Consider the following 24736-nt stretch of genomic DNA (forward strand, 5'->3'; position numbering starts at 1 on the left):
TATTAATTTTGATTAAGCGCTTTTCTTATCATCATCTTTGTATAATATAAAAGTTATAATAAATGAAATTCCAATAGATAAAGCATAACCAATAATAGCTATAATAAAATTATTCGGATTTGCTGGATCCACGAATTGAGGTAAACCTAAGATACCTGTACCCATTAATGAAGTTGATCTTAATGAGAAGATAGCCATAAATCCAGCAGATATTAATCCCGATACTACTACACCTATTATCGCTTTTTTATTTTGTAAAGTAACACCATATAATGCAGGTTCAGAAATACCGAAGAAAGCAGAAATACCAGCAGAGAAAGCAACCGAGCGATAGTTTTTATCTTTTGATTTTAAAGCAACAGCAAAACATGCACCAGCTTCTGAAATATTATGAGCAACCTTTGCAGGAGCATTGATATAATCATAACCCGTTGAAGCAAATGCTGCAGTAGCGTATGGAACTAAAGGCTTGTGCATACCAATTGCCGTCATAAATGGTAATAATGCCCCTAAAATAGCAACGATAATCCAGCCAAAACTTCCGTGTAATGCCAGTAAACCATTAGTAAAGATTTCACCCATTTTGAATCCAATTGGAGATAAAACAATTAATGAGAGCGGTGTAACAACTAATAAACATACAAGCGGTACAAATACCATTCTAACTGGTTTCGGGCAAATTTTTCTAAAGTTCTTTTCAACTAAAGCTAAAGCAATAACAGTCAAGATGGCAGGGAAAATTTGTCCACTATATCCATAATTGGGTACAGTTATACCTAAGAAACTTAACGGTACATCAGCACCTAATATAGCGGTGAATTTCGAATAAATTGATAACGAAACAATAACAACAGCTAAAATCTTATCTGCATTTAGTTTTTGAGCTGTAGTAACAGCAACCATAATTGGCAAGAAATAGAAAGCAGCATCAGCAACATAAAATAATATTGAATACAGGCCGCTGTCTGAAGACAACAAACCAGCAGAGACGAGTAAAGTTAAAACTGCCTTTAACAAGCCAGCCCCAGTAATAGCTGGAACTAATGGATTAAAAACACCTATTAGGAAATCTAAGAATTTAGCACCTAAACCATTTTTATTATTCTTCTTTGAGGCAGAAATATCAGATTCATTCTCTCCATCTGCAACTTGCCCACCATTTTGAATGCCTAATTTAATTACTTCATCAAATACTTCTACAACATCGTTTCCAATAATCACTTGAAATTGAGCATTTACAACAACACCCATTACACCATTAATGGCTTTAATGCCGTCCACATCTGCCTTAGAATTATCTTTGAGATTAAAACGTAATCTAGTTGAACAATGTTCTAGGTAAGACACATTTGTTGGTCCGCCAATTTTTTCGACGATTTCTTTTGCAATTTGACTGTATTTGTCATTACTCATAATATTTCCCTTTTTCCTTTTCTTTCCTAAGTACTACATAGCGCTATTTTTGTACATCAATATTGTATTATTTTTACAACAGCTTGAATACATGATATTTTCTCTATATAATATCTCATATTGAGATATTTGAAAGAGAGAAATACCTATGGAAAATAGTCAAATCGAAGCATTTTTAAACATTATTAAATATGGGAGTATTTCCAAGGCTGCGGAAAATACATACACCGCTCAAAGCTATTTAAGTCATAAGCTCATGCTATTAGAAGAAGAATTAGGTGTAAAACTTTTAATAAGAGGAAAAGGAACAAGGAATGTTGAACTTACAAATTATGGTGAAGAGTTTCTAACACTGGTAGAATCTTATCAAGCTACTTGGAGAGATATGTTATCCATAAAAGATTTAAAAACCTCATTAAATTTATCTGTTGGGGGTGTTGACTCTGTTAATTCATTTCTCTTCAGAAAACTGTACACAAATTTATTAATGGATAAAAAAAATATTTTAAAATTATCAATTCATACTTATCATTCTAGGGACTTATACCAAAGAGTCAGTTCAAGAAAAATAGATATTGCTTACGTATATAACTCAATCAATTACCCGGATGTAATTACAACACCAATATTTTATGAATCAATGATTTTGCTTTGTAGGCGGGATAGTCCATATCATAACTTAATGGAGCCAAAAGACTTGCCCCCGGAATATGAAATATATATCAGACATAATTCTGAATTTGAAATATGGCATAATCAGTATTGGCTGCCAAACAAATTTATGATTAGGATTGCGGCAAGTTCAATTCTTCCAAATATGTTTGTGGACAAAAACTGTTGGTCTATTGCCCCAGCATCCGTTTTAAGCTACATAACAAAAAATGACAACATGAAAAGTTTTACTCTTGCGGTAGAACCACCATCCATTGTTTGTTACCAGATTGAACATCGTTATCCTCAACCAAGTCGCCAAGAAGCTATTAACATTTACAAAAAGTATGTAAATGAATATTTGAAATCAACTTATTCAATTAATATTTTCCCGAAAGATTAAATATAAATACTATACAGGCATCGATGTTTGCAGTACTTCAAATCATTTTTATACAAATAAATGAATTAGATGGACACATATATTCGGATATTAAGCGCTTTTATGGTAGGTTTGCTGTTTGGATTTGTGATGAAAAGGCAAAATTTAATTTACCATCCTGCTGTCCACACTTATCTTAAAAGAGATGGATGTTCCCTCAAGCTTGTCATTCCTCTCCTACGAGGTGTATACTAAAAAAATAAAGAATCAGAAAGTGGGGGAATACCATGAGAATTGAAGAATGTCTTGAAAAATCCAGATTTGAATCACAGGGATCAATTGTCCTAAAGGGCCAGACGATTCCTTACCGCACCGTCAGCGAAGATAATTTCTTTGTTGATGAAGAAGGTCAGCCGACCGCAACCCTTTTTTCTTACGCTTATTTTCGCAGCGATATCGAAGATCCGTCGACCCGGCCGGTTCTGTTTGCCTACAACGGCGGTCCAGGCTGTTCCAGCTTGTGGGTGCATGCCGGTTTATTTGGCCCACGGCGAATCAAGCTGGATGATGAGCTGCATCTGCCGACCGTTCCGCCATTTGAGCTGGAAGACAATCCACACTGTCTGCTCGATCTGTGCGATCTGGTTCTGGTCGATCCGGTCGGAACTGGCTTTGGACGGCTGATCCAGGAAAAAGCCCGCGCTGAATTCTATGACGCGGACGGCGATGTCAAGGCCATGGCCCTGTTCATTGAACAGTGGCTGACACGCTACAACCGCCGCAACAGCCCGATTCTGTTGGCGGGTGAAAGCTACGGTACCGGACGCTCAGCTTTGTTGGCGGCTGAATTGCTAGGAGCCGGGCCGGTTAAACCGGATACCCTGGGCCTGTCAGTCAGCGGCATCATGCTTTTGGGCAGTACCTTCTTTGAAGCCAATCCAGCCGAACCTTCCGCTGTTAATCTGATCACGATGGCAGCCACGCATCATTATCATCACCCTCAGGGCAAGCCTTCCCGCAGCGAATTCATAGAAGCGGCTTCTCAATTTGCCCAGACCGACTATCTCAGCGCCTTATTCCAGGGCGACGCTTTGCCGCAGGAGCAGCAGGAAGTTATCGCTGAAAAGCTGGAATACTTTACCGGCATCGAGAAAGCATTCTGGATTCGGCATCATTTGCGGATTGACATGCAGAAGGAATTTGCCCACCTGCTTTTAAAAGATCAGGGTTTGGCTGTCGGCTTCTATGACGGCCGCTATACCTGGAATGATGACCCGGCCATCCACGACGCCAACGTCATCGCCGATGATCCAGCCATGGGACAATACACCCCGGCCTTCCAGACCGCCTTTGCCTTAATCTGCAAGGAACTGAACATTACGTTCAACCGCAGCAGTAAGGGTTTGGTCTTCGATGTCAACGAAACATGGCAGCGCAAGCCAAAGACCTCCCCGGCCCAAGCTTTAGCCGGAGCGATGCGGCGTAATCCCAAGCTGCGTGTCTTCTTTGCCAGCGGTCTGTATGATCTGTGCACTACAGCCGGCAATGCCCGCTATCTGGCCACACATTCGCATTTAGATCCAAGCCGGGTTCTGGTTGGAGAATATCCATCCGGACACATGGCTTATCTGGGTGAGGAAAGTGCGAAATTATTAGCTGCGGATATGCGCCGCTTCTTCACACAGGCCATCGAAAAATAAAGTCAAGCATCAAAACGGATGTTCGCGCCTGAAAGCAAAGCATCCGTTTTTTTTCATTTGCGCTTGAGAAGACTTTGTTTTCATTCCTTGGCTTCTAATAAAAGAAATTAAATAATAAAAAACCGCAGCGTTCAGGAAACACCCAAGATGTTCCTTCTCACTGCGGTTTGATCTATCTGAATAACCTATGTTTGTTCAGGCCTAGGTTTACAGCTGCGACCTGCCTTTATTTCGCGGCGTTAGCTCCGGCAATTTTTCCGAAAACCATAATGTCCGCGATGGCATTGCCGCCGACACGGTTGCCGCCATGAATACCGCCGGTCACTTCCCCCGCGGCATATAAACCTTGAATCGCTTCGCCGGCTTCATTTAAAACCTGAGCTTCCGTATTGATCGTCAGTCCGCCCATCGTATGATGAACGCTCGGTTTTTCGATAACCGCATAGTAAGGGGCGGTCTCAATTTTACTGCCGAAAACATTCTTTCCGAAATCCGGATCGTTTCCCGCGTCGACATACGAATTGTATTTTTCAACCGAAGTTATCAGATTCTCGCTCGGACATCCGATTTGTTCAGCCAGGGCTTCCAGACTCTCTGCCTTATACAGAATTCCCTTTTCCACCATCGCGTCGACCTGTTCCTGCGTTGCTTTGTTCTGCAGCGTTGGAATCATATTCTGATCGGCAATGTGGTAGAAAACGCCGTCGGTCTGACTTAAAGCCGCACTGGCTAAGACATCCCGTTCCGCATATTCGTTGACAAAGCGATTCCCTTCCTGATTGACAAACATGTAATACTGACTCGGTACCAACAGGCCGTCCGCAAGCTGGCCGGTCACTGCACTGGCTGTCGGCATCAGCTGAACCATGCCCATGCCTGTCAGCGAAGCTTTTGCCTGCAGGCCAAGTTCAATTCCATCGCCGGTTGCCCCTGCAACATTGGTAGTTTTAATGCCTTCTGGAATCGCTGGCCAGTAGGTATTGTACTCTTTTACCATTTCCCCATTGGCGCCAAAGCCGCCGGTTGCCAGAATTACATTTTTCGCATGAATGGTTAAAGTGGATCCATCCTCTTTGCGGCAGATCACTCCGGTTACCGCATCTCCATCCAGAATCAGATCGGTGGCACGGGTGGCCAGATAAATCTTTCCGTTATGCGCTTCGATATACTGCTGCGCAGAAGTGAAAACGCCTTCCTTACTTTCGAAATTGTGTCCTCTTAACCACAGAGATCCTACCGGGCTGGATAGTTCGTCACTGAGCGCCACTCCGACGGTATCCCCCAGCCAATGGAAGGTTTCCAATGATTTTTCACATAAGAGCTGAACGAGATCAAAATCACCGCTGATTTCTCCGCCGCTGAGATCGGTTCTTTTTCCAGCCTGGTAAGTTTGAATGATATGCCATTCTGTCGAGTCAAATTCCTTGCTTGTATCCCCTTTAAGATATTCGCTAATCTGAGATTTTAAGGTTTTCAGCGTTTCCGCATAATCCCCGAACTCACTTTCATCATAGTCAAGCACAGCCTTCAAGGTTTCAACCTGACCATTGAGCGCATCCAGCTGATTTTCTAATTCCGGATCCGCGGCATTCATCGCAAAGCCGCTGGCCAGCGTGTTGCCGCCCAAAGCGGATGTTTTTTCAACAAGAATGACGCTGGCGCCCTGTTCCGCCGCACTGCTCGCTGCCGCAATGCCGGCTCCACCGCCGCCAACAACGACCACATCGACAGTTTCTTCGGTATCTTCACCGGCTGCAGCTGTCAAATGAATTTCTTTCAGCGCTTCCACATCGGCACCTGCGGAAGTCAGTGCGGACGAGGCCGCTGCCAGAATCGCTTCACTGGTTATCGTGCAGCCGGAAACCGCGTCAATTCCCAATCCCTGGGCTTCCACAATCGCACTGGGAATCTTTTCAATGGCTGGATCGGCAATGCCTTCTGTTTCCTGATGCGAGGTCACCGTGACTGATTCAATCTTATCCGCAGATAAAACAACTTCGACCGTCAGTTCACCATTTCGTCCCTCTGCCGCTGCGCTGTACGTTCCAGTTTTGAACGCTGATGTTTTCTTTTCCTGCGTTGTGCATCCCCCCAGAAGCAGCATCGCAGACAAGAACAAAACCGCTAGTTTCTTCACATTTATTTCCTCCTTGTGACTTTCCTATCATAACCCCTACAACGTTTGTAAGGTCAACCCCGTTTAATGACCGGAAGATAAAAACGATGAAAGCGGTGATGTTCCTTATCCTTGTCCACACAGTTCCCCAACGTGTAACCCCAACAATCGCCATTCACTTCATAACCCTGTTGGCAAACATACTCCAAAGCCCAATGAAAATGCGCCAGATTCAGCCGGTCCTCCCCAATGGTTTCGATCAGAAACGAATAGGCCAAACAAGAGGGATGATTCTCATAATTCTCAAACCAGGTTAACTGAAATTCCTGAAAATCGTTTAGCGTGATCCCAAAACCAAATTCGATTTGACTATTTTCATTCGTCCAGTCCTGTTTGCGGACGACCGGGGAAATAAAGGATATCGGAAGCAGATCTGTAAACTGGCGGTTTTTCTCACCGGCAATTTCACTCATGATGCGGGTTTTGGAAAACAGTGAGAACCGAACAATCGCCGGGCTGGTTGTCAGCTCAATTTCATGAAGGTTTGCTTTAACGTTTTCCAGTTCCCGCCGGCAGTCAATCATACTTTGCAGGATCGCCTGCTGCTTTTTCAGGTTCCACTCGAAATCCTCAATTTTCTGCGAGAGCGTTTCTTCCAGCGTTTCCAATGAACCTTCATAGATCAGCGTCTTGATCTGTTCCAGCGGAATATCCATGTTTTTATACCGCAGAATTCCGGTCAGAATCTCCACATCCTGCTGGGCATATTCGCGGTATCCACTTTCATTGCGCACTGGATGGATCAACCCCAGCCGTTCGTAATGCCGAAGCAGTTCATTGCTGACATTCATGGCGTTAGCGGTTTCTTTAATTTTACTCTTCATTGTTTTCTCCTTCATCTCCGTGAGCTTCATCTGCACCTTTCCGCTCCTTGATTGGCTTGTATTTCAAAAACGCCGTATTGAATAAAAACCGTAAGGTTTTCTTAATTGGCTTAAGATCCCTTACGGTTCATCAAACATCAGTTTTCGTCAGCGAACGATGCTGCCCACCGGTAAAGCTTCAACGGAAAGCACTTCGATCTGATCATCGCCCATACCGGCTAAAATCATACCCTGTGATTCAACCCCGCGCAGTTTCGCCGGCGCCAGGTTGGTAATGACCACAACCTTCTTGCCAACCATCTGTTCCGGCTTGTAGCTGCCCGCGATGCCGCTGACAATCTGCCGCGGTTTCTCCTCACCGATATCAATCTGAGAGACCAGCAGCTTATCGGCTTTCGGATGCTTTTCGCAGGCCAAGACCTGCCCGACCTTCATTTCAATCTTCGCAAAGTCGTCGATCGTGATCTGCGGCTTCGCTGGTTGGACCGGCTTGGCCGTTGCTTTCTTCGGCTGATCGGCTTCAATTTTTTCCAGCATTTCTTTTTCATCAATCCGCGCGAACAGAATCTGCGGTTTCGGCGTAACGTGAATGCCGTCTTCCAGCTGGCCGAAAGTCAGTACGGAAGCATAGCTGCGCTGTTGGGTCTGGAGCTGATCCAGAATCGCCTTTGATGTTTCAGGCAGATAGCTTTCAAGCAGAATTGCCGCAATCCGAATGCATTCCAGCAAGTTATACAGCACCGTGGCCAGGCGGTCTTTTTTCGTTTCATCCTTGCCCAGCGCCCATGGCATGGTTTCATCAATGTATTTGTTGCTTCGGCGCAAGAGTGCGAAAATTTCATCCATAGCATCCGCCACCCGCAGCTCATCCATCTTTTTCTGAACATTGGCCGGCGTCGCTTTCGCCAGAGCGATCAATTCCTCATCAATCGGGTCGCTGATCTGCGTCTTACGCACCAACCCGCCGAAGTATTTGTTGGTCATCGACAGCGTGCGGTTGACCAGGTTGCCGAGGATATTGGCCAGATCCGAATTAATCCGTTCAATCATCAGTTCATAGGTCACTGTGCCATCCTGGGCAAACGGCATTTCGTGAAGCATGATGTAACGTACTGCATCTACGCCGAAGTAGCGGACTAAATCATCCGCATAGATGACGTTGCCCTTGGACTTGGACATTTTGCCTTCTCCCACCAACAGCCATGGATGACCGAACACCTGCTTCGGCAGCGGCAGATCCAGCGCCATCAACATAATCGGCCAGTAGATTGTATGGAAGCGCAGAATATCCTTGCCGATCAGATGAACATCAGCCGGCCAGTAACGCTTGAACTTTTCTCCATGATTGCCGTCGCAGTCAAAGCCTAAACCCGTGATGTAGTTGGTCAGCGCGTCAATCCAGACATACACGACATGCTTCGGATCAAAATCCACAGGCACACCCCAGGTAAACGAAGTCCGGGATACACACAGATCCTGCAGTCCCGGTTTAATGAAGTTGTTGATCATCTCATTTTTACGGGATTCCGGCTGAATGAACTGTGGATTTTCCTCAATGTGCTTTAACAGCCGATCGGCATACTTGCTCATGCGGAAGAAATAGGCTTCTTCCTTCGCTTTTTCGACCGGTGCGCCGCAATCAGGGCATTTTCCGTCCACAATCTGGCTTTCGGTAAAGAAGGATTCGCATGGTTTGCAATACCAGCCCTCATATTCAGACTTATAGATATCTCCCTGATCATAGAGCTTCTTAAAGATCTTCTGAACCTGACGTTCATGTTCCGGATCGGTTGTCCGCATGAATTTATCATAAGATGTATTCATCAAATCCCAGATTTCTTTAATCTGACCGGCCACCTGATCAACAAACTGCTGCGGTTCTACCCCGGCAGCTTTGGCTTTGTCCTCGATCTTCTGTCCGTGTTCATCCGTTCCGGTCTGAAAGAATACGTCATATCCCAGCATTCTCTTATAGCGGGCAATGCTGTCAGCCAGCACGATTTCATAGGTATTGCCGATGTGCGGCTTGCCTGAGGTGTAGGCGATGGCCGTTGTAATGTAATATTTTTCGCTCACAAAAATTCCTCCTTTTTTATAATAAAAAAACGTCCCTGAAAGGACGCTGATTTCGCGCGGTACCACCTTACTTCATATCATTTCGATATGCGCTTGCTTCTTAACGCGAAGTCACGTCTTATCCTACGCTGTTCGGATAATCAGTTCCAAGACCATGTTCACTTTGATTTTCAGTCCTGCTTTCACCTGACCAGGCTCTCTAAATCTAAAATTTCAAAGCTACTCTTCTTTTCTCTACCTTTACGTCCTTAATTATAGTAGCAGAAATCGCCGATGTAAAGCCTTATTCTTTGCCATTCCTGCTTTTTTCTTACGTTTGTTTCACTACCTCTTCACTGATAAAGCATGCTATAATGGTTATTACAGAGGCGAGGTTATAATTATGAAAAAACAGAAGAAGCGTGGATTCACGTTAATTGAGTTAATTGTCGTCATTGCGATCCTGGTCGCTTTGTTATTAATATTGGTTCCAAGGTTAACCGGGTTCACTTCCACTGCAGCTGAGGTTCAGTGTCAGCAGACCCGCCAGAAGGTGATGGAGATGTATAAAGCCTATGAAATAAAAGGTGAACCTGTTTCCGCTAAGGATTTGTTAGCTAATAAAGATGATGAATATTTTATTTCTAAACCGCAGTGTTCTTCCGGTGGGGAATTGAGTGCTGTTGAAATCAAAGGCTTGGTAACTTTAATCCGTTGCTCCAAACATGGAAGCACGAACTCAGGAAATTTAGATACAACTCCTAAGGGGATTCAGAGCGCAATGTTAGAATTCATGAATTTTTTACTAGACGAAAAAACAACCAATCCTAACATTATAAAAGATCTTACCGGGTTTCCTACTTTAAATAATGACAGACTCCGAAATTTTATGAAAAATGAAATTTATGGCGGATCTTGGCCATCGTTAAGTGATGACATTGTCAAAGCTGCGAATCTGCCTGATGGAGATTACAAGATACAAATCTGCTTCAATCATTATGGCTACGGCGACATCTCTCCTGAAAATGCAATTATCTTTGCATCAACTAGTGAAGCGAATGGAAATTGGAACTATAATCTTATTTATGATCAAGATGAGAATTGTTGGTATACTGGCACCAAATCCTTCCCTATCAATAATCAAAGTTGGGCAGAAGTTAAAGAAAAAATGGAAAAAAATGGTTGGAAGCCTGTTGAATATACCGAATAAAATTCTTACAACTCCATGACATTCTTCCCGTTCATCAATTTTTATCCTGATGAATTTCTCTAATCTTCTGTAAGCCCCTGATGGGTGCAGGAGGAAATTAGATGAAAAAATTATGGATGATCGCTTTAACAACAATACTGTTATTCAGTGCTGCCGGTTGCGGAAAGGAAAAGAAACCAAGCCCGACTCCGGAAGCTACCCCCAGTCCGGAAATTTCAGAACCGATAAAAAGTCCGGATACTTCTGGATCGGAAGAGAAAACAATTACTGGCAAGATCAGCGAGATTAAAAATGTCATGTTTGTATTGGATGACGGTCAAGATGCTTATGTCTTTCCATTAGAAGAAGGAACAACGTTGGAAGGAATTCAGGATGGGGATCAGGTTCAGGTTACCTATACCGGAGAACTGAGTCTTACTGGCGACAGCGAATTAAATACCGTGAAGGTTGAGAAAATAAAATAAACTCTGTTTGCGAAGGTCAGCTTGCTGACCTTTTTATGTGTTGTCTTTTAATAAACCGAAGTCTTCGCTTCTACGCTCTCAAATATTCTTTGTATTACAAAACACTTGCAATCCCCCAGCATCAGTGGTAGAATGCTTAATGTTTTGTATATCAAATTATTTGGAGGAACTATGAAAAAAACAATCAAACGCCTGTTGTTAGGCCTACTGGCTGTTCTGATCATCGTGATCGCAGCTTTTGGACTGATGTTCGGCAAGGAAATTCAGACCATCGCTTCGATTAAAAAAGTGGATGATTACGGGATGTATTCAATCGAATACAAAGCTGATTACGGTTTGGACAAACTGGTGGAATCCGGCGGAGCATCCAGCGATTCTGAATTGGTTAACTTCGTGGTCGGAAATCTCTTAAAAGGACTTCCTTTGAAGTTCAATATTCCGGATTTTGGCTGCAGTACGTTTCAGGCAAAAACAGAAGACGGGGACTGGCTGTTCGGTCGGAATTATGACTTGAATTATGTTCCGAGCATGATCGTCAAAACGAATCCGAAAAACGGCTATGCTTCACTGTCAGTCGCGAATATTTCAGTTTTAGGTTACGATGCGGATAAGCTGCCGGATAATTTTGCATCAGGAATCATGAGTCTGGCTGCTCCGTATGTCATGATGGACGGCATGAATGAAATGGGCTTTTCAATCGGCGTCTTATTGATCAAAGATGAACCCACCCAGCAGAACACTGACAAGCTGGATCTGACTACGACCTCGGCGATGCGCTGGCTTTTAGACAAAGCTGCCAATGTCGAAGAAGCGATTGCGATGCTTGAAAATATGGATATGCATGCCTCTGCCAATGCTTCTTATCATTTCCAGATGGCTGATGCTCAGGGAAACAGCGCCGTTATTGAATACATTGACAATGAATTGCGTGTCATCCGCAAAGAACCAGATGGATTACAATATCTGACCAATTTTTTGATCAGTGAAGATGTCTATGGTTTCGGCAAGGGTCAGGATCGCTATGAAATTCTTGAAAACACGCTGACTCAGAATCATGGCATCTTATCCGAAATGGAGTCCATGGACCTGCTCCAAGCTGTCAGTCAGGATAAGATCAGTGAGGATACTGGAAAACAAACCGCTACGCAGTGGTCGGTTGTGTATAACAATACAAAAAAGACCGCAAAGATCGTTGCAGGAAGAAATTATGATACGGTGATTGAGGTTTCTCTCAGCCGTTAAATTCAATGAACTCTTTGTCTGTTTGCCAGACAAGGAGTTTTTTGTTTTACCCGTTGAAAACTTTTTCTTGAAAAATGAAAATTTATTCAAAAACTTGTTGACATTCTTTCATTCTTCGCATACACTAAGAACAACAAAACATCGAGGAACAGAAAAAGTAGTCAGAACAAAACCCCAGCGAGCTGATACAGAGTGGAAGGTCAGCGGTACTGATTCTGATGAAAACGCATCTGGGAGATGGCTTTCTGAAACCAGTAGGAAAGTCCGATTATCCGCGTTAAGGATCTGAGGAGGCCGGACAGACCGGCAATTAGAGTGGCACCGCGAATCCATCGTCTCTAGCTTAGGCTGGGGACGATTTTTATTTTCCCTAATGGGTTCTGGAAAGGAGTGAGAGGATGATCCAGATAGTACAGTTTCAAGTTGACAACCGAAATCGCCCGACCCATCATCCCGAGAAGCGTTACCGACGATGCTTGCTTAATCCAGATGCTTCAAACTCAAGAAAGGAAAATGAACATGAAAAAAATCAATTTACTTCTCTGCGCAGGCTTATTAATGCTAAGCACTGCCTGCTCTTCTAACCCTTCCTCATCTACGCCAACTCCGCAAACAGCACAGAACGCCATTACCGTTGCCGTCGGCAGCCAGATCACCACGCTGGATCCCGGCTACAATACAGAAACTGTCAACAATTACATTTTAGCTCATACCGTTTCCAGCCTGATGACTAAAGATGAAAATGGCACCGTCATTCCGGAGCTGGCTGAGGAATACACCGTCAGTGAAGATGGACTGACCTACACCTTAACATTAAAGGAAGGTCTGACCTGGAGCGATGGTCAGGCCCTGACCTCCCAGGATTTCAAATACGCGATTTTACGAAATCTGACTTATGGAGCCGATAATTCCTGGGCGATCTACAATCTGACAACCTATCTCAAAGGCGCGGAAGAGATTGCTTCCAACACCGATCTGGATGCCTCCGCGATTGAAATTGAAGGTGTTGAAACACCGGATGATTCCACGCTGGTACTGAATTTAAAACAACCGTGTGCTTTCTTTATCAATCTGTTGACCGGCAATGTCTGGGCACCGCTCAGAGCTGACTTTGCGGATGCGCATGATTCAACTTGGGCATTAAAGCCTGGTTATCCAAGCATTGGAGCCTATCAGCTGGCCGAATGCAATGAAAATGAAAAAGCGGTGATCGTCAAAAATGACAGCTATTACAAAGCTGACGAAATCACGCTGGATCAAATCACCTTCCTCGTCATGCCTGACAGTGATGCTCAATCGTTAGCTTATAAAAACGGTGAAATTGATGTGGCACTGAATGTTCCTGTTGATGTCGGCGTCAATTATCCAAATCAGAATGAAGTCTGGAATATCCCTTCACCTACTTCTTATTTCATCGCTCTCAATTCCGGAGCGACTGCCCCGGAAGCACTGAAAGAAGCAAAAGTGCGCAAAGCGCTGGCGATCTCGATCGACAAACAGGCTCTGGCTTCAACCTTGGGACCGGAACAATACTACCAGGCACTGGGCGGCTATGTTCCTGCCGGTCTGAATGGGATTGATCAGGATTTCCGGAAGGAAGCCGATGCGAAAGGAACAATGCAGGCCTATGATCCAGAACAAGCGAAAGCCTTGTTAAAGGAAGCCGGCTATGATGAAACTCATCCGCTGAAAATCAAATATAAGTATTCTTCTTCCTTTATCCATTCCGATGTTGCTCAGATTCTCGAAGCGATGTGGAAAAATATCGGGATCGACTGTGAATTGGAAGTCGTTGAATCCGGTGTCTTCTATAATCAGATTGACAATGGTGATTTTGAACTTTCCCGTTATGGCTACACGGCCAGTGATGATCCTTCTCAGTTTCTGACCTTGTGGACAACCGGTCAGCAAGTGGTAGCCGCCGTGGATGATCCGGCTTATGACAAAATGGTAGCCGAGGCCGCGGCACTGATTGATCACACCGAATATATGGAAGCTCTGCACGCGGTGGAAGAATATCTTGTGGAAGAACAGGCTTACGTCATTCCGCTGTTCAGCTACAACACGCCGATTCTTAAAAGTGAAAAGATCCAGAATGCGACAAAGAAGGGAACAACGCCATTCTACGGTTATGTCACTTTGCAATAATCTCTCCGTATAAGAGAAAAGGATGGATTTCCATAAAACAGTGGAAATCCATCCTTTTCCTTTACTCGCTTAAAAGTACCGCTTCCAAATCCTGAAGCATCACATCCAGCGCGGTAATCCCGCCTTCTGCCAGATACCAGACCGTCGGCGTCAAATAGACAATATGTCCCTGCTGCGCCGCTAACGTCTTGGCGGTCAGCTCGTTGTTCATCACTTCCTCAGCCAGCTTTGCCCCTTCAGTGTTAATCGCAGAATCCCGATCCAACACGAAAATGTATTCCGGGTTCAGCTTGACCAGCAGTTCCATGGAAGACTCATTGCCGTGCGTTGAATCCACATCGTCCGCCAAATTGGTGAAACCAATTTCATTGCCGATCAGCGAACAGCGGCTTCCATTGCCCAGAGTATTGAAGTTGCTGCTAGTGACCATGCCGATCACCGCGGTTTTGCCTTGGGCTGCCTGGCGCAGAGCTTCGACTCGGCTGTCAAAATGCTGCAGCTGTTCAGCCGCTTTTTCTTCCATCTTAAATAAGGAAGCGACCTTCATGGCATTCTGTTTTACACTTTCCACGACGCCCAGCTGAGCATCCGTGCTCAAATACACGACCGGAGCAATCTTAGACAACGCTTCATATTGGTCGCTTAGCCGGCCGCTGATAAAAATCACATCCGGCTCGCTGGCCATCAGCGCTTCCATATTGACTTCCTTTAAGGTTCCCAGATTGGCAATGGCTTCATTTTCATTATAAGCTTTTAAATAATCCACCGTAGATGACTTCGGCATCCCGACAACGCGATCGCCCAAGCCCCAGTTATCCAGCATATCCAAAACCGCCATATCCAACACGGCAATCCGCTGCGGATCGACCGGCACTTCCACGGAGATCATTTCCTGACTTCCGTTCAGGGTTGTCACTGTCATCGTTTCATTCGGCTTCTGTTCCGACTGACCGGCCTTTTCTGGTTTTGATGCACAGCCGGTAAGTGTCAGCAGTGCTGCCAACAGGAATATTGTTATTTTTTTCATTTCTTCTGCTCCTTTTGTTTTTAATTTCGAATCGCAGGGATGCGCCTGCCGCTGGATGCGTTTCATCGCAATTCCGCTTTTAAGCATAATCCCCCTTTTTTTGACAAGTCCGCTTCTTATCGATTAATAGTAAATGGATAACGGCCGGCCCTCGACCTGTTGAATTTCAAAATCAACGCCGTAGATTTCTGATAAATTTTCCTTGGTGATTACTTCCTGCACCGTTCCGAAGTGGGCTACCCTGCCCTCGACAAACGCGCAGATATAATCCGAGTAAAACGCGGCGTAATTGATCTCATGCAGGACGAGGATTACCGTTTTCCCCAATTCATCGCACAGCCGCCGGACAATTTTCATCATCTTGGTCGCATGGTAGATGTCAAGGTTGTTGGTGGGCTCATCCAACAAGATATAATCGGTATCCTGAGCGATCACCATCGCGATCATCGCCCGCTGCCGCTGCCCGCCGGACAATTCATCGATAAACTGATCGGCAATCGCATCCAGCTCCATATAAGCCAGCGCTTGGTCAACTTTTTCCTGATCTTCCGGCTGCAGCCGGCCCTGACAGTACGGAAACCGGCCGAAGCTGACCAGCTCCCGGACCGTCAGTTTCATTTGGATATTGTTGGACTGGGTGAGGATCGCCAGCCGCTTCGATAATTCACGGCTGTTCCATTTCGCCAGATCCTGACCTTCAAAGTGAATCAGACCGGCATCTTTGGCGACCAGTCTTGAAATCATACCCATGACGGTCGATTTTCCTGCCCCGTTAGGACCGATTAATGACAATACCTGACCCTGCGGAATCTCAAAGCTCACCTCATCAACAACTCGTTTTTTGCCATATTGTTTTGTCAGATGCTGAATTACCATACCTGCTGCCTCCCTTTGCCTAATAACAGAACCAAAAAATAGAAACCGCCGCCAATCGTAATCAATACGCTGATCGGTATGCTGTAAGCAAACAGGTGTTCCACGGCCAGCTGACCGCCGACCAGGACGATCATGCCCAGCAGCGCCGAACCGAAAATCAGCCAGCTGTGGCGGTAGGTCTGAAACAGCTGCCGCGACAGATTGGCGATGATCAGTCCCAGAAATGAAATTGGCCCGACCAATGCCGTCGCAATTGCGATCAGAATCGTCACGCCCAAAAGCAGCCGGCGGTTGGTTTTGTCCACGTCAACGCCCAGATTGACTGCCTGATTTTTTCCCAGCGCCAGCACATCGAGCAGCTTCAGTTCCCGCCGCAAAACGACAAGGACGCCTGTGATCAGCACTGTGGAAATCAAAAGCAGGCTGGAATTAACGTTGGAAAAGCTGGCGACTAATGAGCCTAACAAAGCGTCGTATTCATTGGGATCCATGATCCGGGTCAGCGTTGTCTGCATGCTGGAGAAAAAGGTCGACATGACCGTGCCTGCCAGCAGCACATATAAAATCTGATGCTTCATTTTCTTAAACAATGTCCCATAGATCAAAATCGCCGCGCCGCTCATGATGACCAGATCGACGACAAACGACAGCTGCGGATGCCGGGCGATCAGACTGCCGGAACCGAGAAAGAACACCACCGCTGTGTGAATCAGCGCATACAGAGAATTCATGCCCAACAGGCAGGGCGTGACGATCTTGTTCTGAATCAAAGTCTGAAAGACAATCGAAGCGCCGCCGATGCAGAAGGCAGTCACAAGCATCACCAGCAGTTTCGGCACGCGCAGCTCCATCGCATAGGCAGCATATTTCGGATTGACGTTGATCGTCAGATAGCCGATCACCGCCAGCACAGCCAGGCCGATTAAAATCAGAGCTTTGATCTGTAAACTGCGCTGTTTCATCCCTTGCAGCCTCCTTCCGCTTTTTTGATGAATCGACCCTTGCCGTTAAGCCGCATCCATAACAGGACAAGAAAGATCAGACTGCCCAGAACGCCCACAATCAGCTCAATCGGCAGTTCATACGGAGCTATCACAACCCGGCCGATCATGTCAGAAATCAGGACGAACAGCGCGCCGAACAGTGCTGTATCCGTCAGCGTCCCGCGCAGTTTATCGCCCTTAAACATCGTGACCAGATTGGGAACGATCAAACCGATGTAGGAAATACTGCCGGCGACAACGACGACACTGGCGGTGATCATGGCCGCGATCGTCAGTCCCAGAAACAAAACAGCATTGTAAGAAACGCCGAGATTTTTTGAAAAGTCCTTGCCCATGCCTACGATATTGAAATGATTGGCAAAGATAAAAGCGGCAGCGATCAGCGGCACCACCAGCATGACCAGTTCATAGCGGCCTTTCATCACCAGTGAAAAATGGCCGACCAGCCACGAGGACAGCGCCTGCGTCATTTCATATTTATAGGCCAGATAATTCGTAATGCCGCCGATCACATTGCCGAACATGATCCCGACAAGCGGTACCATCACGACGTCCCTAAATTGAATCCGCTGAATCAGCGCCACGAAGATCCACGTTCCGGCGATCGCCGCCGTGAAGGCAAAGCCGGCGCGTACCCATAGGGTTGATCCCGGCATAAACAACAGCGCCAACAGAATTCCCAGCTGGGCCGAGGAAATTGTCGCGCCGGTCGTCGGGGATACAAACTTGTTCATGCACAGCTGCTGCATGATCAAACCGGCAACGCTCATGCCCATGCCCGTACAAAGAATCGCCAACAGCCGCGGCAGGCGCGAAATCATCAGAATTTCAAACGCTTCCCAATTCCCGCTGAATATGTCCATCACGCTGAAATCCACAACGCCGATAAATAAGGAAGCGGCTGCGCATACCATCAGCAGCGCCGTTAAGATCAGCGTACTTTTAACTCGCAGAAGCATAGCATTCTCCTTTCCTGAATATTTGTTAGTTTAAACTAACTTAAGCGTGAAAATAAAAGAGTCGATGGCCCTTCGATTCTATCTTTCCATTTGTTAGTCGCATCTAACCTTAAGCTTGTTCAGTCTACCATGTTCCAGCCAAAAACGCAAGCTTCCCTTTTCTCCTTTCGTATGGCAGTTTTTGCAAATCTTGAAAACTGATCTTTCAGAAGAGCACCGAAACTTCGTCTTCGCCTGAATGAAAAACCGCCCATTTTGCCTGAAACGAAGAACTATGATACACTGGAAAGACAGAGGAAATGAGGGGCGTTATGACACAGACTGAATCTTCTTTATGCCGTGTTTTTCTGGTTGACGATGATCTTCTTGTACTGGATGATCTGCGGGATCTGATCGATTGGGAAGCAGAGGGCTTCATTCTGACAGGCACGGCGGGCAATGGGGAACAGGCACTGGAACGGCTGGCTCAGACACCCGCAGATCTGGTGCTGGTGGATATTGAAATGCCGCGGTTAAACGGGCTGGCTTTCATCCGGCAGCTGCGGCAACAGGATCCGCAAATCCAAACGCTACTTCTGACAGCGTTTTCCCGTTTTGATTACGCCCGCGAAGCTGTGTCACTGGGTGTGTATAATTATATCCTCAAACACGAACTGACCGCAGAAGGACTGCTCGAAAATCTGCGCGGCATGCGGGAGCAATGGGAACGCCAGAGAACTTCCCGTTATCTTGATGAACAGGCGCGGTTTCGACAGCTGCTTTTTACCGGAGATCACATTGACTTTTCCGACGTTGGATTCAGCAGCCCACATTCTGGAATCGGTTTGGTTTGTCTGCGGCGTCTGCCTTCGCTCCATGAATTGATCTCTTTCAAAGCAACAGAAGAGACCGACCACCTTTTTGCGCAGCTTCAGCAAGCCCTGCAGCCCTTGCGCAAAACCGCTGTTTTTCTTGTTTTTCTCCAATCCGTCAATGAATGCTGGATCGCTGTGGAAGCCGATCCTCAGCTTGCCAGTGTTCCGTATGAATTTTGTACTGCGCTGCGAAAGAGCTTGGAAAACATTCTGGCTCCGATGGGGCTGTTGGTCAGTCCGGTTGCGCAGGATCTGTCTGAACTGCGCCGATTGTATCATGAGATGAATGAGCGCCAGAATCAGTTGTTTTATTTTCCTAAACAGCGCATCACCCTGCTTCATGAATGTCCGGATGCCATGCCGTATGAGGCTTCGGATTGGGAAATTCAATTAGCTCAGATCGATACTCAGGCTAGCCTGTGCCAAACGTCAACGGCGTTTTTAAACGCTCTCGATCAGGCTCGGCCGGCTTTGCCGCAGATTCTTCTGGCCGTGAAGCTCCTGCTTCAAAAGCTTCAGAAGCGAACAAGGATCAGTGAATTGTCTGAGGATTTTTCAGCATGGAAAACAATCTGTACCTATCCGGCTTTATGCGACTTTGTCCGCCGTTGGCTGCCGCTTCAGCCCCAGCCGCAGACCAGCCGCAAAACCGACTTTATGATCCGCTACCTGCAGGATCACTGTGCCGATGAAAACGTTCTTGACGATCTTTCGCAGACCCTGCAGATGAATCGCGAGTATTTAAGCAAACTGTTAAAGAAGGAAACCGGCATGACCTTGGCGCAGATGTTGTTGGATCTGCGGCTGCAGAAAGCAATGCGGCTCTTGAAACAAAAGGATCTCAAGATTTATGAGGCAGCCCGGCAATGCGGATTCCACTCCAGTCAATACTTTGCGATCGTATTTTATAAAAAATATCATGTTTATCCCAGCGATGTATTAAAGGAGCCGTATGTATGAAGCGTAAAGACATCAAGACCTGGCTTGTATCGCTGCTTCCGCCCCGACTTTCGGTAAAGCTGGCCGCTGCGCTGGGGGCATTGGTTCTGGTGATGACCAGCGTCACCAGCTTTGTCACTTATCAATACTTCGCTCACATCCTGACCCAGGAAAATCTGAAAAAAGATGCGCAGGTGCTCCGCCAGAATGCCCAGCAGCTGGAAGGCTTTATCCGTGAACTGACAGTTCTTTCCCGCAGTCTGTTGGCCGATCCGCAGCTGCAGCAGTTCTGCCACACCGCGGATCCGGACTATTTCCAAAAGGAAGCGGCAGCGGATTTATTAACCCGGACGCTGTCGGTTCAGGATCTGATCCACAGCGCGCTGATTCACCACGAAGATCAGGTGCTCTGGAACCTGTATCCGCTTGATCATACCTTTGATCCGCTTGCCCAATCTCAGAAAACAAGACAGCTGACTGGATTTACCGAAGCCTTCCTGCTGAAATCCGGCGTGGAACAGCTGCGTCTGGCGGCTTATCACACGCCGATTGCCGATTTAGTTCATCCCCAGCAGAAAATCGGAGAGCTGTGGATTCTGCTTGATCTGCGGCAATTGGAAACGATGATTCAGGCATGGAATCTGCCTCAGCAGGAAATCACGCTGATGCAGAATCAGACGGTGCTGATCGCTTCCCCTTCTGGCCTGAATGAACAACAGCTGAACAAACTGGCCAACGATCAGCCCTTTCCCTCGCTCCAGTCGGTTCGCGGCGGATTTCTGCTGAGCAGTCCGGTGGCCGGTACGCCTTATACCTTATTCTCTTATCGATCCAAGGCCGCACTGCGCGGACAGGCGTCCTTTCTGATCGTGTTTTTCAGCTTGTTCTCGCTGCTCATCTTCCTTTTATTCGTGATGATTCTCTCCCGCATTGTCCGTCAGTTTACCGCACCGTTATCCACTTTGACGGCCGGCTTGAATCAATTTGCCGCCGGTGATCTGAACACCCAGATTACCCTGCACAGTCACGATGAGCTGGAAATGCTGGGCGATACTTTCAATTCGATGGTTGTCCGCATACATGAGCTTTTAGATCAGGCTGTTGAGGATGAAAAAATCCGCAGGAAGCTGAAATTTGATATGATGATCTCCAAAATCCATCCGCATTTTATCTACAATACGTTAAACTCTGTCATCGTGATGGCTCGCCGAGCTGGGAATCAGGAGGTTGTCGATATGGTGCGTGCCTTAATTCTGATCCTTCAGGATGGCATGGCGGTGCATGAGGACCTGTTGATGGACACCATCGAACGGGAACGAGCGGTCATTGAGGCGTATGTCACCATCCAGAATTATCGCTACAAGCAGAAATTCAGCGTCGTTTACGACATCGACCCAGCGCTGAACGAGCTGCTAATCGCCAAAAACATTCTCCAGCCGTTAGTTGAAAATGCGATTTTCCACGGCATCATCCCCAAAGAGGGACCCGGACAGCTGACGCTATCCATTCAGCGCCAAAACGATCAGCTGCATGTCGAGGTTCGTGATGACGGCGTGGGACTGAGCGCCGAACTGGCCAGCCGCATTGAACAAGGCTCCGCCGCCCTGAATGCTCATCGGGAAGCCGAGAAAAACAGTGTCCATGCGATTGCGCTGGTCAATGTCTGCGAACGGCTGGAATTCCTTTACGGCGATCCTGTGACGCTGCACGTCGAAAGTGAGCTGGGGAAGGGTTCCGCATTCATCTTTGATCTGCCGATCATAGAGAAAGGAGGGCTCCCACAATGAAGGCCTATCGCATTGTTTTTCTTCTGCTGACCCTGACGCTGGCGCTTTTTCTCTATAGCGCTTTTTCCGCCCCACGTTTGACGCCGGAACCCTCGCAGAAAGAAGTGATTACAGTCTGGGGCTGGGATGATTTTCTGCCGGATGCGTTTGCGGAGTATCAGAAATCTCATCCCGATGTCGCGCTTAATTACACCGTCGTTGAAAAAAGTGAATATCTGCAGCGCTTTAAACTGGCGCTGGCACTCAATCAGCCCTTGCCGGACATCTGCATTCTCGAAAGTGAAACGCTCGACGGCATCAACGGAGCCGAGCTGTTTATCGATCTGGAAGCCTCTCCGTATTTCCTGCCGCGGCAGGAAGTTCTGGAATTTCGTCTGGCTCAGTTTGAAAATGAACTCGGTCATCTGTGGGCTGTGCCGGCTACCTTATCCGCCAGCGGCGTCGCTTATAACCGCACTGTGGCCCAGGCGTTTCTGGCAACCGAGGATCCAGTTCAGGTGGGAATTGTTTTCAGCAGCTGGGCCGATGTTATCAGCAAGGGCATGAAGTTCAAGGAACAATTCCCAGATCGGGCCATGTTTGCCTCACTGGAAGATGCCGCCGTGATGTTGTTTGGACAATCACGCACGCCGTATATTCAAGACAACACGCTGCTTCAGCCCTACCGTTTCCTCAATGCCTTCCAGATTCTCGACGCCCTGCAGGAGGCTGGCCTGGTCTTCTCCCTGCAGCAGTATTCGCCGCAGTGGATGAACTCGCTGGAAACCGATCAGGTGTTTTTCTATCCGTGCTCACTCTGGCTGATGTCCATGGGTATTTTTCATACCGGACAAGCCTGGGGCTTTACCCGTGCGCCCAGCGGCAGCTTTGCCTGGGGCGGTACCGTCTGGGCGATTCCCAAAACCAGCACCCATGCCGCGACAGCCTGGGAATTCATGCAGACAGTGCTGCTTTCGCCTTCCGGTGCGGCTTATGCCAAAAATCATGGCACCGGAACTTTGATCAGCTACAGTCCGGCTTACAATGAAGAGGGATATTCAGATCTGATCATGGAGGATTTCGGCGGTCAGAATATCGGCAAGATGTATTTGGATCAGATTTTCCCGGAAGTTCAGACCCGTCCGGCGGGAGAGAACGAAGCGCTGCTGAAAGAAGTTTATCTGCAGACTGTCCGAGCGATGATCGGCATGCCGGAAATGAATGGCGAACAGGCTTATGCCCTATTCTTAGAGCGGCTGCATCAGCGGCTGCCGGATTTACAGGAGGAACCCGCATGAACTTGAAGAAAATCATCCCCGCGCTCTGTCTGATTTTGTGCTGCGGCTGCGCGTCTTCCTCCACTCATTGTCAAATTGACGGTTATTTAGGCCCGATGGAAATTGAAGTGCTGAGTGAAGATCAGCGCATTACCGCGATTCAGGTACTGAGCCATGCGGATACGCCGGAAATCGCAGATCCCGCCCTGGCCGACTTCATCGCTCAGATTTTAGAAAATCAAACGCTGCAGATCGATGCGGTCAATGGAGCAACCCAGTCCTGTGAAGCACTGCGCAAAGGAATTGAGCGCTTGTTGAAACGGCAGGGTTTTACCGAGGAACAACTCTATGCCGCGCGCCCCCAAACGCCGCCTGTCCAAGAGGAAGCCTCAGAAATCTATGATGTGGTGGTCATCGGCGGAGGCGGAGCTGGCTTAGCCGCGGCCGTCAGCGCCGCACGCCAGGGGGCTTCCGTTGCGGTGCTGGAAAAAGCCGACAGTCTGGGCGGCAATACAATCCGGGCTACCGCCATGTATAACTGTGTGGATGATCAGCTCCAGCATCCTTTGCAGATCATGGACAGCGAACAGCTTTTCTTTGAAGAAACCTTCAACGGCGGTCATCAGAAAGCAAAACCGGAGCTGGTGCGGATCCTGACTTCCCAAGCCGATGAGGGTCTGGCGTTTTTGCAGGAGCTGGGGTTAGAAATCGACACGGTGATCGACAACTGTTTGGGCGGCGAGCATGCCCGCGGTCATTATTCCAAGGCTCATAACGGTACAGATTTCATTCAGGTTTTGAGCGATGCCTGTGTTCGGGAACAGGTTGACTTTTATCTGAATACACGGGCGAAAGCGCTGATTCAGGAGGGTTCTGCCGTGATCGGAGTCCAGGCTGTCCAGCAACGTCAGCCGATCCAGTTCCAAGCGCGGCAGGGTGTGATCTTAGCGACTGGCGGCTTCGGCTACAATGTGGAAATGCGGATGCAGTATGATCAGAGCCTAACCGGGGATCTGCTTTGCAGCAATACGCCGGGAACAGTGGGCGATGGACTTATCATGGCGCACGCCATTGGGGCTTCACTGATCGACATGGAATATATAGAGCTTTATCCGATGGCGGATATTTACGACGGCGGACTGCACAACTCCATTCCCAATGCGATCAATCATGGGATTTTGGTCAACACCGAAGGCGATCGGTTTATCCGTGAGGATGCCGGCCGGGATGAACTGGCCCAGGCGATCCGGGCGCAGGATCACGGGTTTGTCTATTCCCTCGCCGACGATGATTTTTCCTCGCTGCAGGAAGACCGCGACTTCCTGGAGGGGCTAGTACTGATGGGACAAGTGGTCAAAGCCGATACGTTGGAAGACCTGGCTTATCAGCTGGAACTGGATTTCAAGGTTCTGGAAGCAGCGGTGAATGACTACAACCGCAGTGTTGAACAGCAGTACGATCCCCGCTTTCAGCGCAGAACGTTAATCAATAAAATTGATCACCCACCATTTTACGCCACCGCCAAGACCGTCACTGTGCATCACACGCTGGGCGGTGTTGAAATCAATGAACAAGCCCAGGTTCTCGATCAAAAGAAACAGCTGATTCCCCGGCTTTATGCGGCCGGCGAGGTGACCGGCGGGATTCACGGCGCCAATCGCCTGGGCGGCAACTCGTTTCCTGACTGTATCGTCTTCGGACGGATTGCCGGAACGGAGGCTGCCGCTCAGCCGCCGCGGCCAATATCCTGAACTTGAACAGAATGTCCG

18 protein-coding genes and 2 other annotated features are annotated in these 24736 nt (G+C 47.3%); of the genes, 10 read left to right on the forward strand and 8 right to left on the reverse strand.

All coding sequences use genetic code 11. The annotated features are described in order from the left end of the window. Positions 1 to 12: 12 nt before the first annotated feature. Positions 13 to 1413, reverse strand: coding sequence for a PTS transporter subunit EIIC (locus tag MCG46_RS18570; protein ID WP_240281301.1), 1401 nt, complete (start codon positions 1411 to 1413; stop codon positions 13 to 15). Between the two features lie 148 nt (positions 1414 to 1561). On the opposite strand from MCG46_RS18570, the gene MCG46_RS18575 reads away from it, so the two are divergent. Continuing rightward, positions 1562 to 2467, forward strand: a complete 906-nt coding sequence (locus MCG46_RS18575; protein ID WP_240281302.1) for a LysR family transcriptional regulator — start codon at positions 1562 to 1564, stop codon at positions 2465 to 2467. Between the two features lie 266 nt (positions 2468 to 2733). After that, positions 2734 to 4146 (forward strand): S10 family serine carboxypeptidase-like protein, encoded by a 1413-nt coding sequence (locus tag MCG46_RS18580; protein ID WP_240281303.1) that lies wholly within the window; start codon positions 2734 to 2736, stop codon positions 4144 to 4146. 226 nt (positions 4147 to 4372) lie between these two features. Here MCG46_RS18580 and MCG46_RS18585 read toward each other — a convergent pair whose 3' ends face one another. The 3 genes from MCG46_RS18585 to metG form a co-directional block, all read right to left on the reverse strand. Next, positions 4373 to 6283 (reverse strand): flavocytochrome c, encoded by a 1911-nt coding sequence (locus MCG46_RS18585; RefSeq protein WP_240281304.1) that lies wholly within the window; start codon positions 6281 to 6283, stop codon positions 4373 to 4375. 53 nt (positions 6284 to 6336) lie between these two features. After that, positions 6337 to 7146: a MerR family transcriptional regulator gene (locus tag MCG46_RS18590; RefSeq protein WP_240281305.1), complete on the reverse strand. Its 810-nt coding sequence runs from the start codon at positions 7144 to 7146 to the stop codon at positions 6337 to 6339. 147 nt (positions 7147 to 7293) lie between these two features. Then, positions 7294 to 9222, reverse strand: a complete 1929-nt coding sequence (metG, locus tag MCG46_RS18595) for a methionine--tRNA ligase (RefSeq protein WP_240281306.1) — start codon at positions 9220 to 9222, stop codon at positions 7294 to 7296. Between the two features lie 36 nt (positions 9223 to 9258). After that, positions 9259 to 9466, reverse strand: a binding site (T-box leader). A gap of 138 nt (positions 9467 to 9604) precedes the next feature. On the opposite strand from metG, the gene MCG46_RS18600 reads away from it, so the two are divergent. From MCG46_RS18600 to MCG46_RS18615, 4 genes are all read left to right on the forward strand, one after another. Then, the gene (locus MCG46_RS18600) at positions 9605 to 10411 is read left to right on the forward strand and encodes a prepilin-type N-terminal cleavage/methylation domain-containing protein (protein WP_240281307.1); all 807 of its coding nucleotides are present in this window, start codon (positions 9605 to 9607) and stop codon (positions 10409 to 10411) included. Between the two features lie 101 nt (positions 10412 to 10512). Then, positions 10513 to 10875: a DUF1344 domain-containing protein gene (locus MCG46_RS18605; protein ID WP_240281308.1), complete on the forward strand. Its 363-nt coding sequence runs from the start codon at positions 10513 to 10515 to the stop codon at positions 10873 to 10875. A 171-nt stretch (positions 10876 to 11046) separates the two neighbouring features. After that, entirely contained in the window at positions 11047 to 12117 is a 1071-nt protein-coding gene (locus tag MCG46_RS18610; protein WP_240281309.1) for a linear amide C-N hydrolase, read from the forward strand. A 135-nt stretch (positions 12118 to 12252) separates the two neighbouring features. Next, positions 12253 to 12460: a binding site (T-box leader), on the forward strand. Positions 12461 to 12636: 176 nt separating this feature from the next. Continuing rightward, complete coding sequence (locus MCG46_RS18615; RefSeq protein WP_240281310.1) at positions 12637 to 14265, forward strand: peptide ABC transporter substrate-binding protein; 1629 nt, start codon at positions 12637 to 12639, stop codon at positions 14263 to 14265. Between the two features lie 61 nt (positions 14266 to 14326). On the opposite strand, the gene MCG46_RS18620 is transcribed toward MCG46_RS18615, so the two are convergent. The 4 genes from MCG46_RS18620 to MCG46_RS18635 form a co-directional block, all read right to left on the reverse strand. Next, complete coding sequence (locus tag MCG46_RS18620; RefSeq protein ID WP_240281311.1) at positions 14327 to 15292, reverse strand: siderophore ABC transporter substrate-binding protein; 966 nt, start codon at positions 15290 to 15292, stop codon at positions 14327 to 14329. Between the two features lie 123 nt (positions 15293 to 15415). Continuing rightward, positions 15416 to 16168 (reverse strand): ABC transporter ATP-binding protein, encoded by a 753-nt coding sequence (locus MCG46_RS18625; protein WP_240281312.1) that lies wholly within the window; start codon positions 16166 to 16168, stop codon positions 15416 to 15418. Further along, positions 16162 to 17130, reverse strand: coding sequence for an iron chelate uptake ABC transporter family permease subunit (locus MCG46_RS18630; RefSeq protein ID WP_240281313.1), 969 nt, complete (start codon positions 17128 to 17130; stop codon positions 16162 to 16164). The genes MCG46_RS18625 and MCG46_RS18630 overlap by 7 nt, the downstream gene beginning before the upstream one ends. Further along, positions 17127 to 18131, reverse strand: a complete 1005-nt coding sequence (locus MCG46_RS18635; protein WP_240281314.1) for an ABC transporter permease — start codon at positions 18129 to 18131, stop codon at positions 17127 to 17129. Before MCG46_RS18635 ends, MCG46_RS18630 begins: the two co-directional genes overlap by 4 nt. A 311-nt stretch (positions 18132 to 18442) precedes the next feature. Between MCG46_RS18635 and MCG46_RS18640 the strand changes: the two genes are divergently transcribed. The 4 genes from MCG46_RS18640 to MCG46_RS18655 are packed head-to-tail and all read left to right on the forward strand — an operon-like array spanning position 18443 to position 24718. After that, positions 18443 to 19945, forward strand: a complete 1503-nt coding sequence (locus tag MCG46_RS18640; RefSeq protein ID WP_240281315.1) for a response regulator transcription factor — start codon at positions 18443 to 18445, stop codon at positions 19943 to 19945. After that, positions 19942 to 21711 carry a sensor histidine kinase gene (locus tag MCG46_RS18645; protein WP_240281316.1) on the forward strand — a complete coding sequence of 590 codons (1770 nt, stop codon included), beginning with the start codon at positions 19942 to 19944 and terminating at the stop codon, positions 21709 to 21711. Before MCG46_RS18640 ends, MCG46_RS18645 begins: the two co-directional genes overlap by 4 nt. Beyond that, the gene (locus MCG46_RS18650) at positions 21708 to 22988 is read left to right on the forward strand and encodes an extracellular solute-binding protein (protein ID WP_240281317.1); all 1281 of its coding nucleotides are present in this window, start codon (positions 21708 to 21710) and stop codon (positions 22986 to 22988) included. The genes MCG46_RS18645 and MCG46_RS18650 overlap by 4 nt, the downstream gene beginning before the upstream one ends. After that, positions 22985 to 24718 (forward strand): flavocytochrome c, encoded by a 1734-nt coding sequence (locus MCG46_RS18655; RefSeq protein ID WP_240281318.1) that lies wholly within the window; start codon positions 22985 to 22987, stop codon positions 24716 to 24718. The genes MCG46_RS18650 and MCG46_RS18655 overlap by 4 nt, the downstream gene beginning before the upstream one ends. Positions 24719 to 24736 lie beyond the last annotated feature (18 nt).

Source organism: Holdemania massiliensis (assembly GCF_022440805.1).
Lineage (GTDB): Bacteria > Bacillota_I > Bacilli_A > Erysipelotrichales > Erysipelotrichaceae > Holdemania > Holdemania massiliensis_A.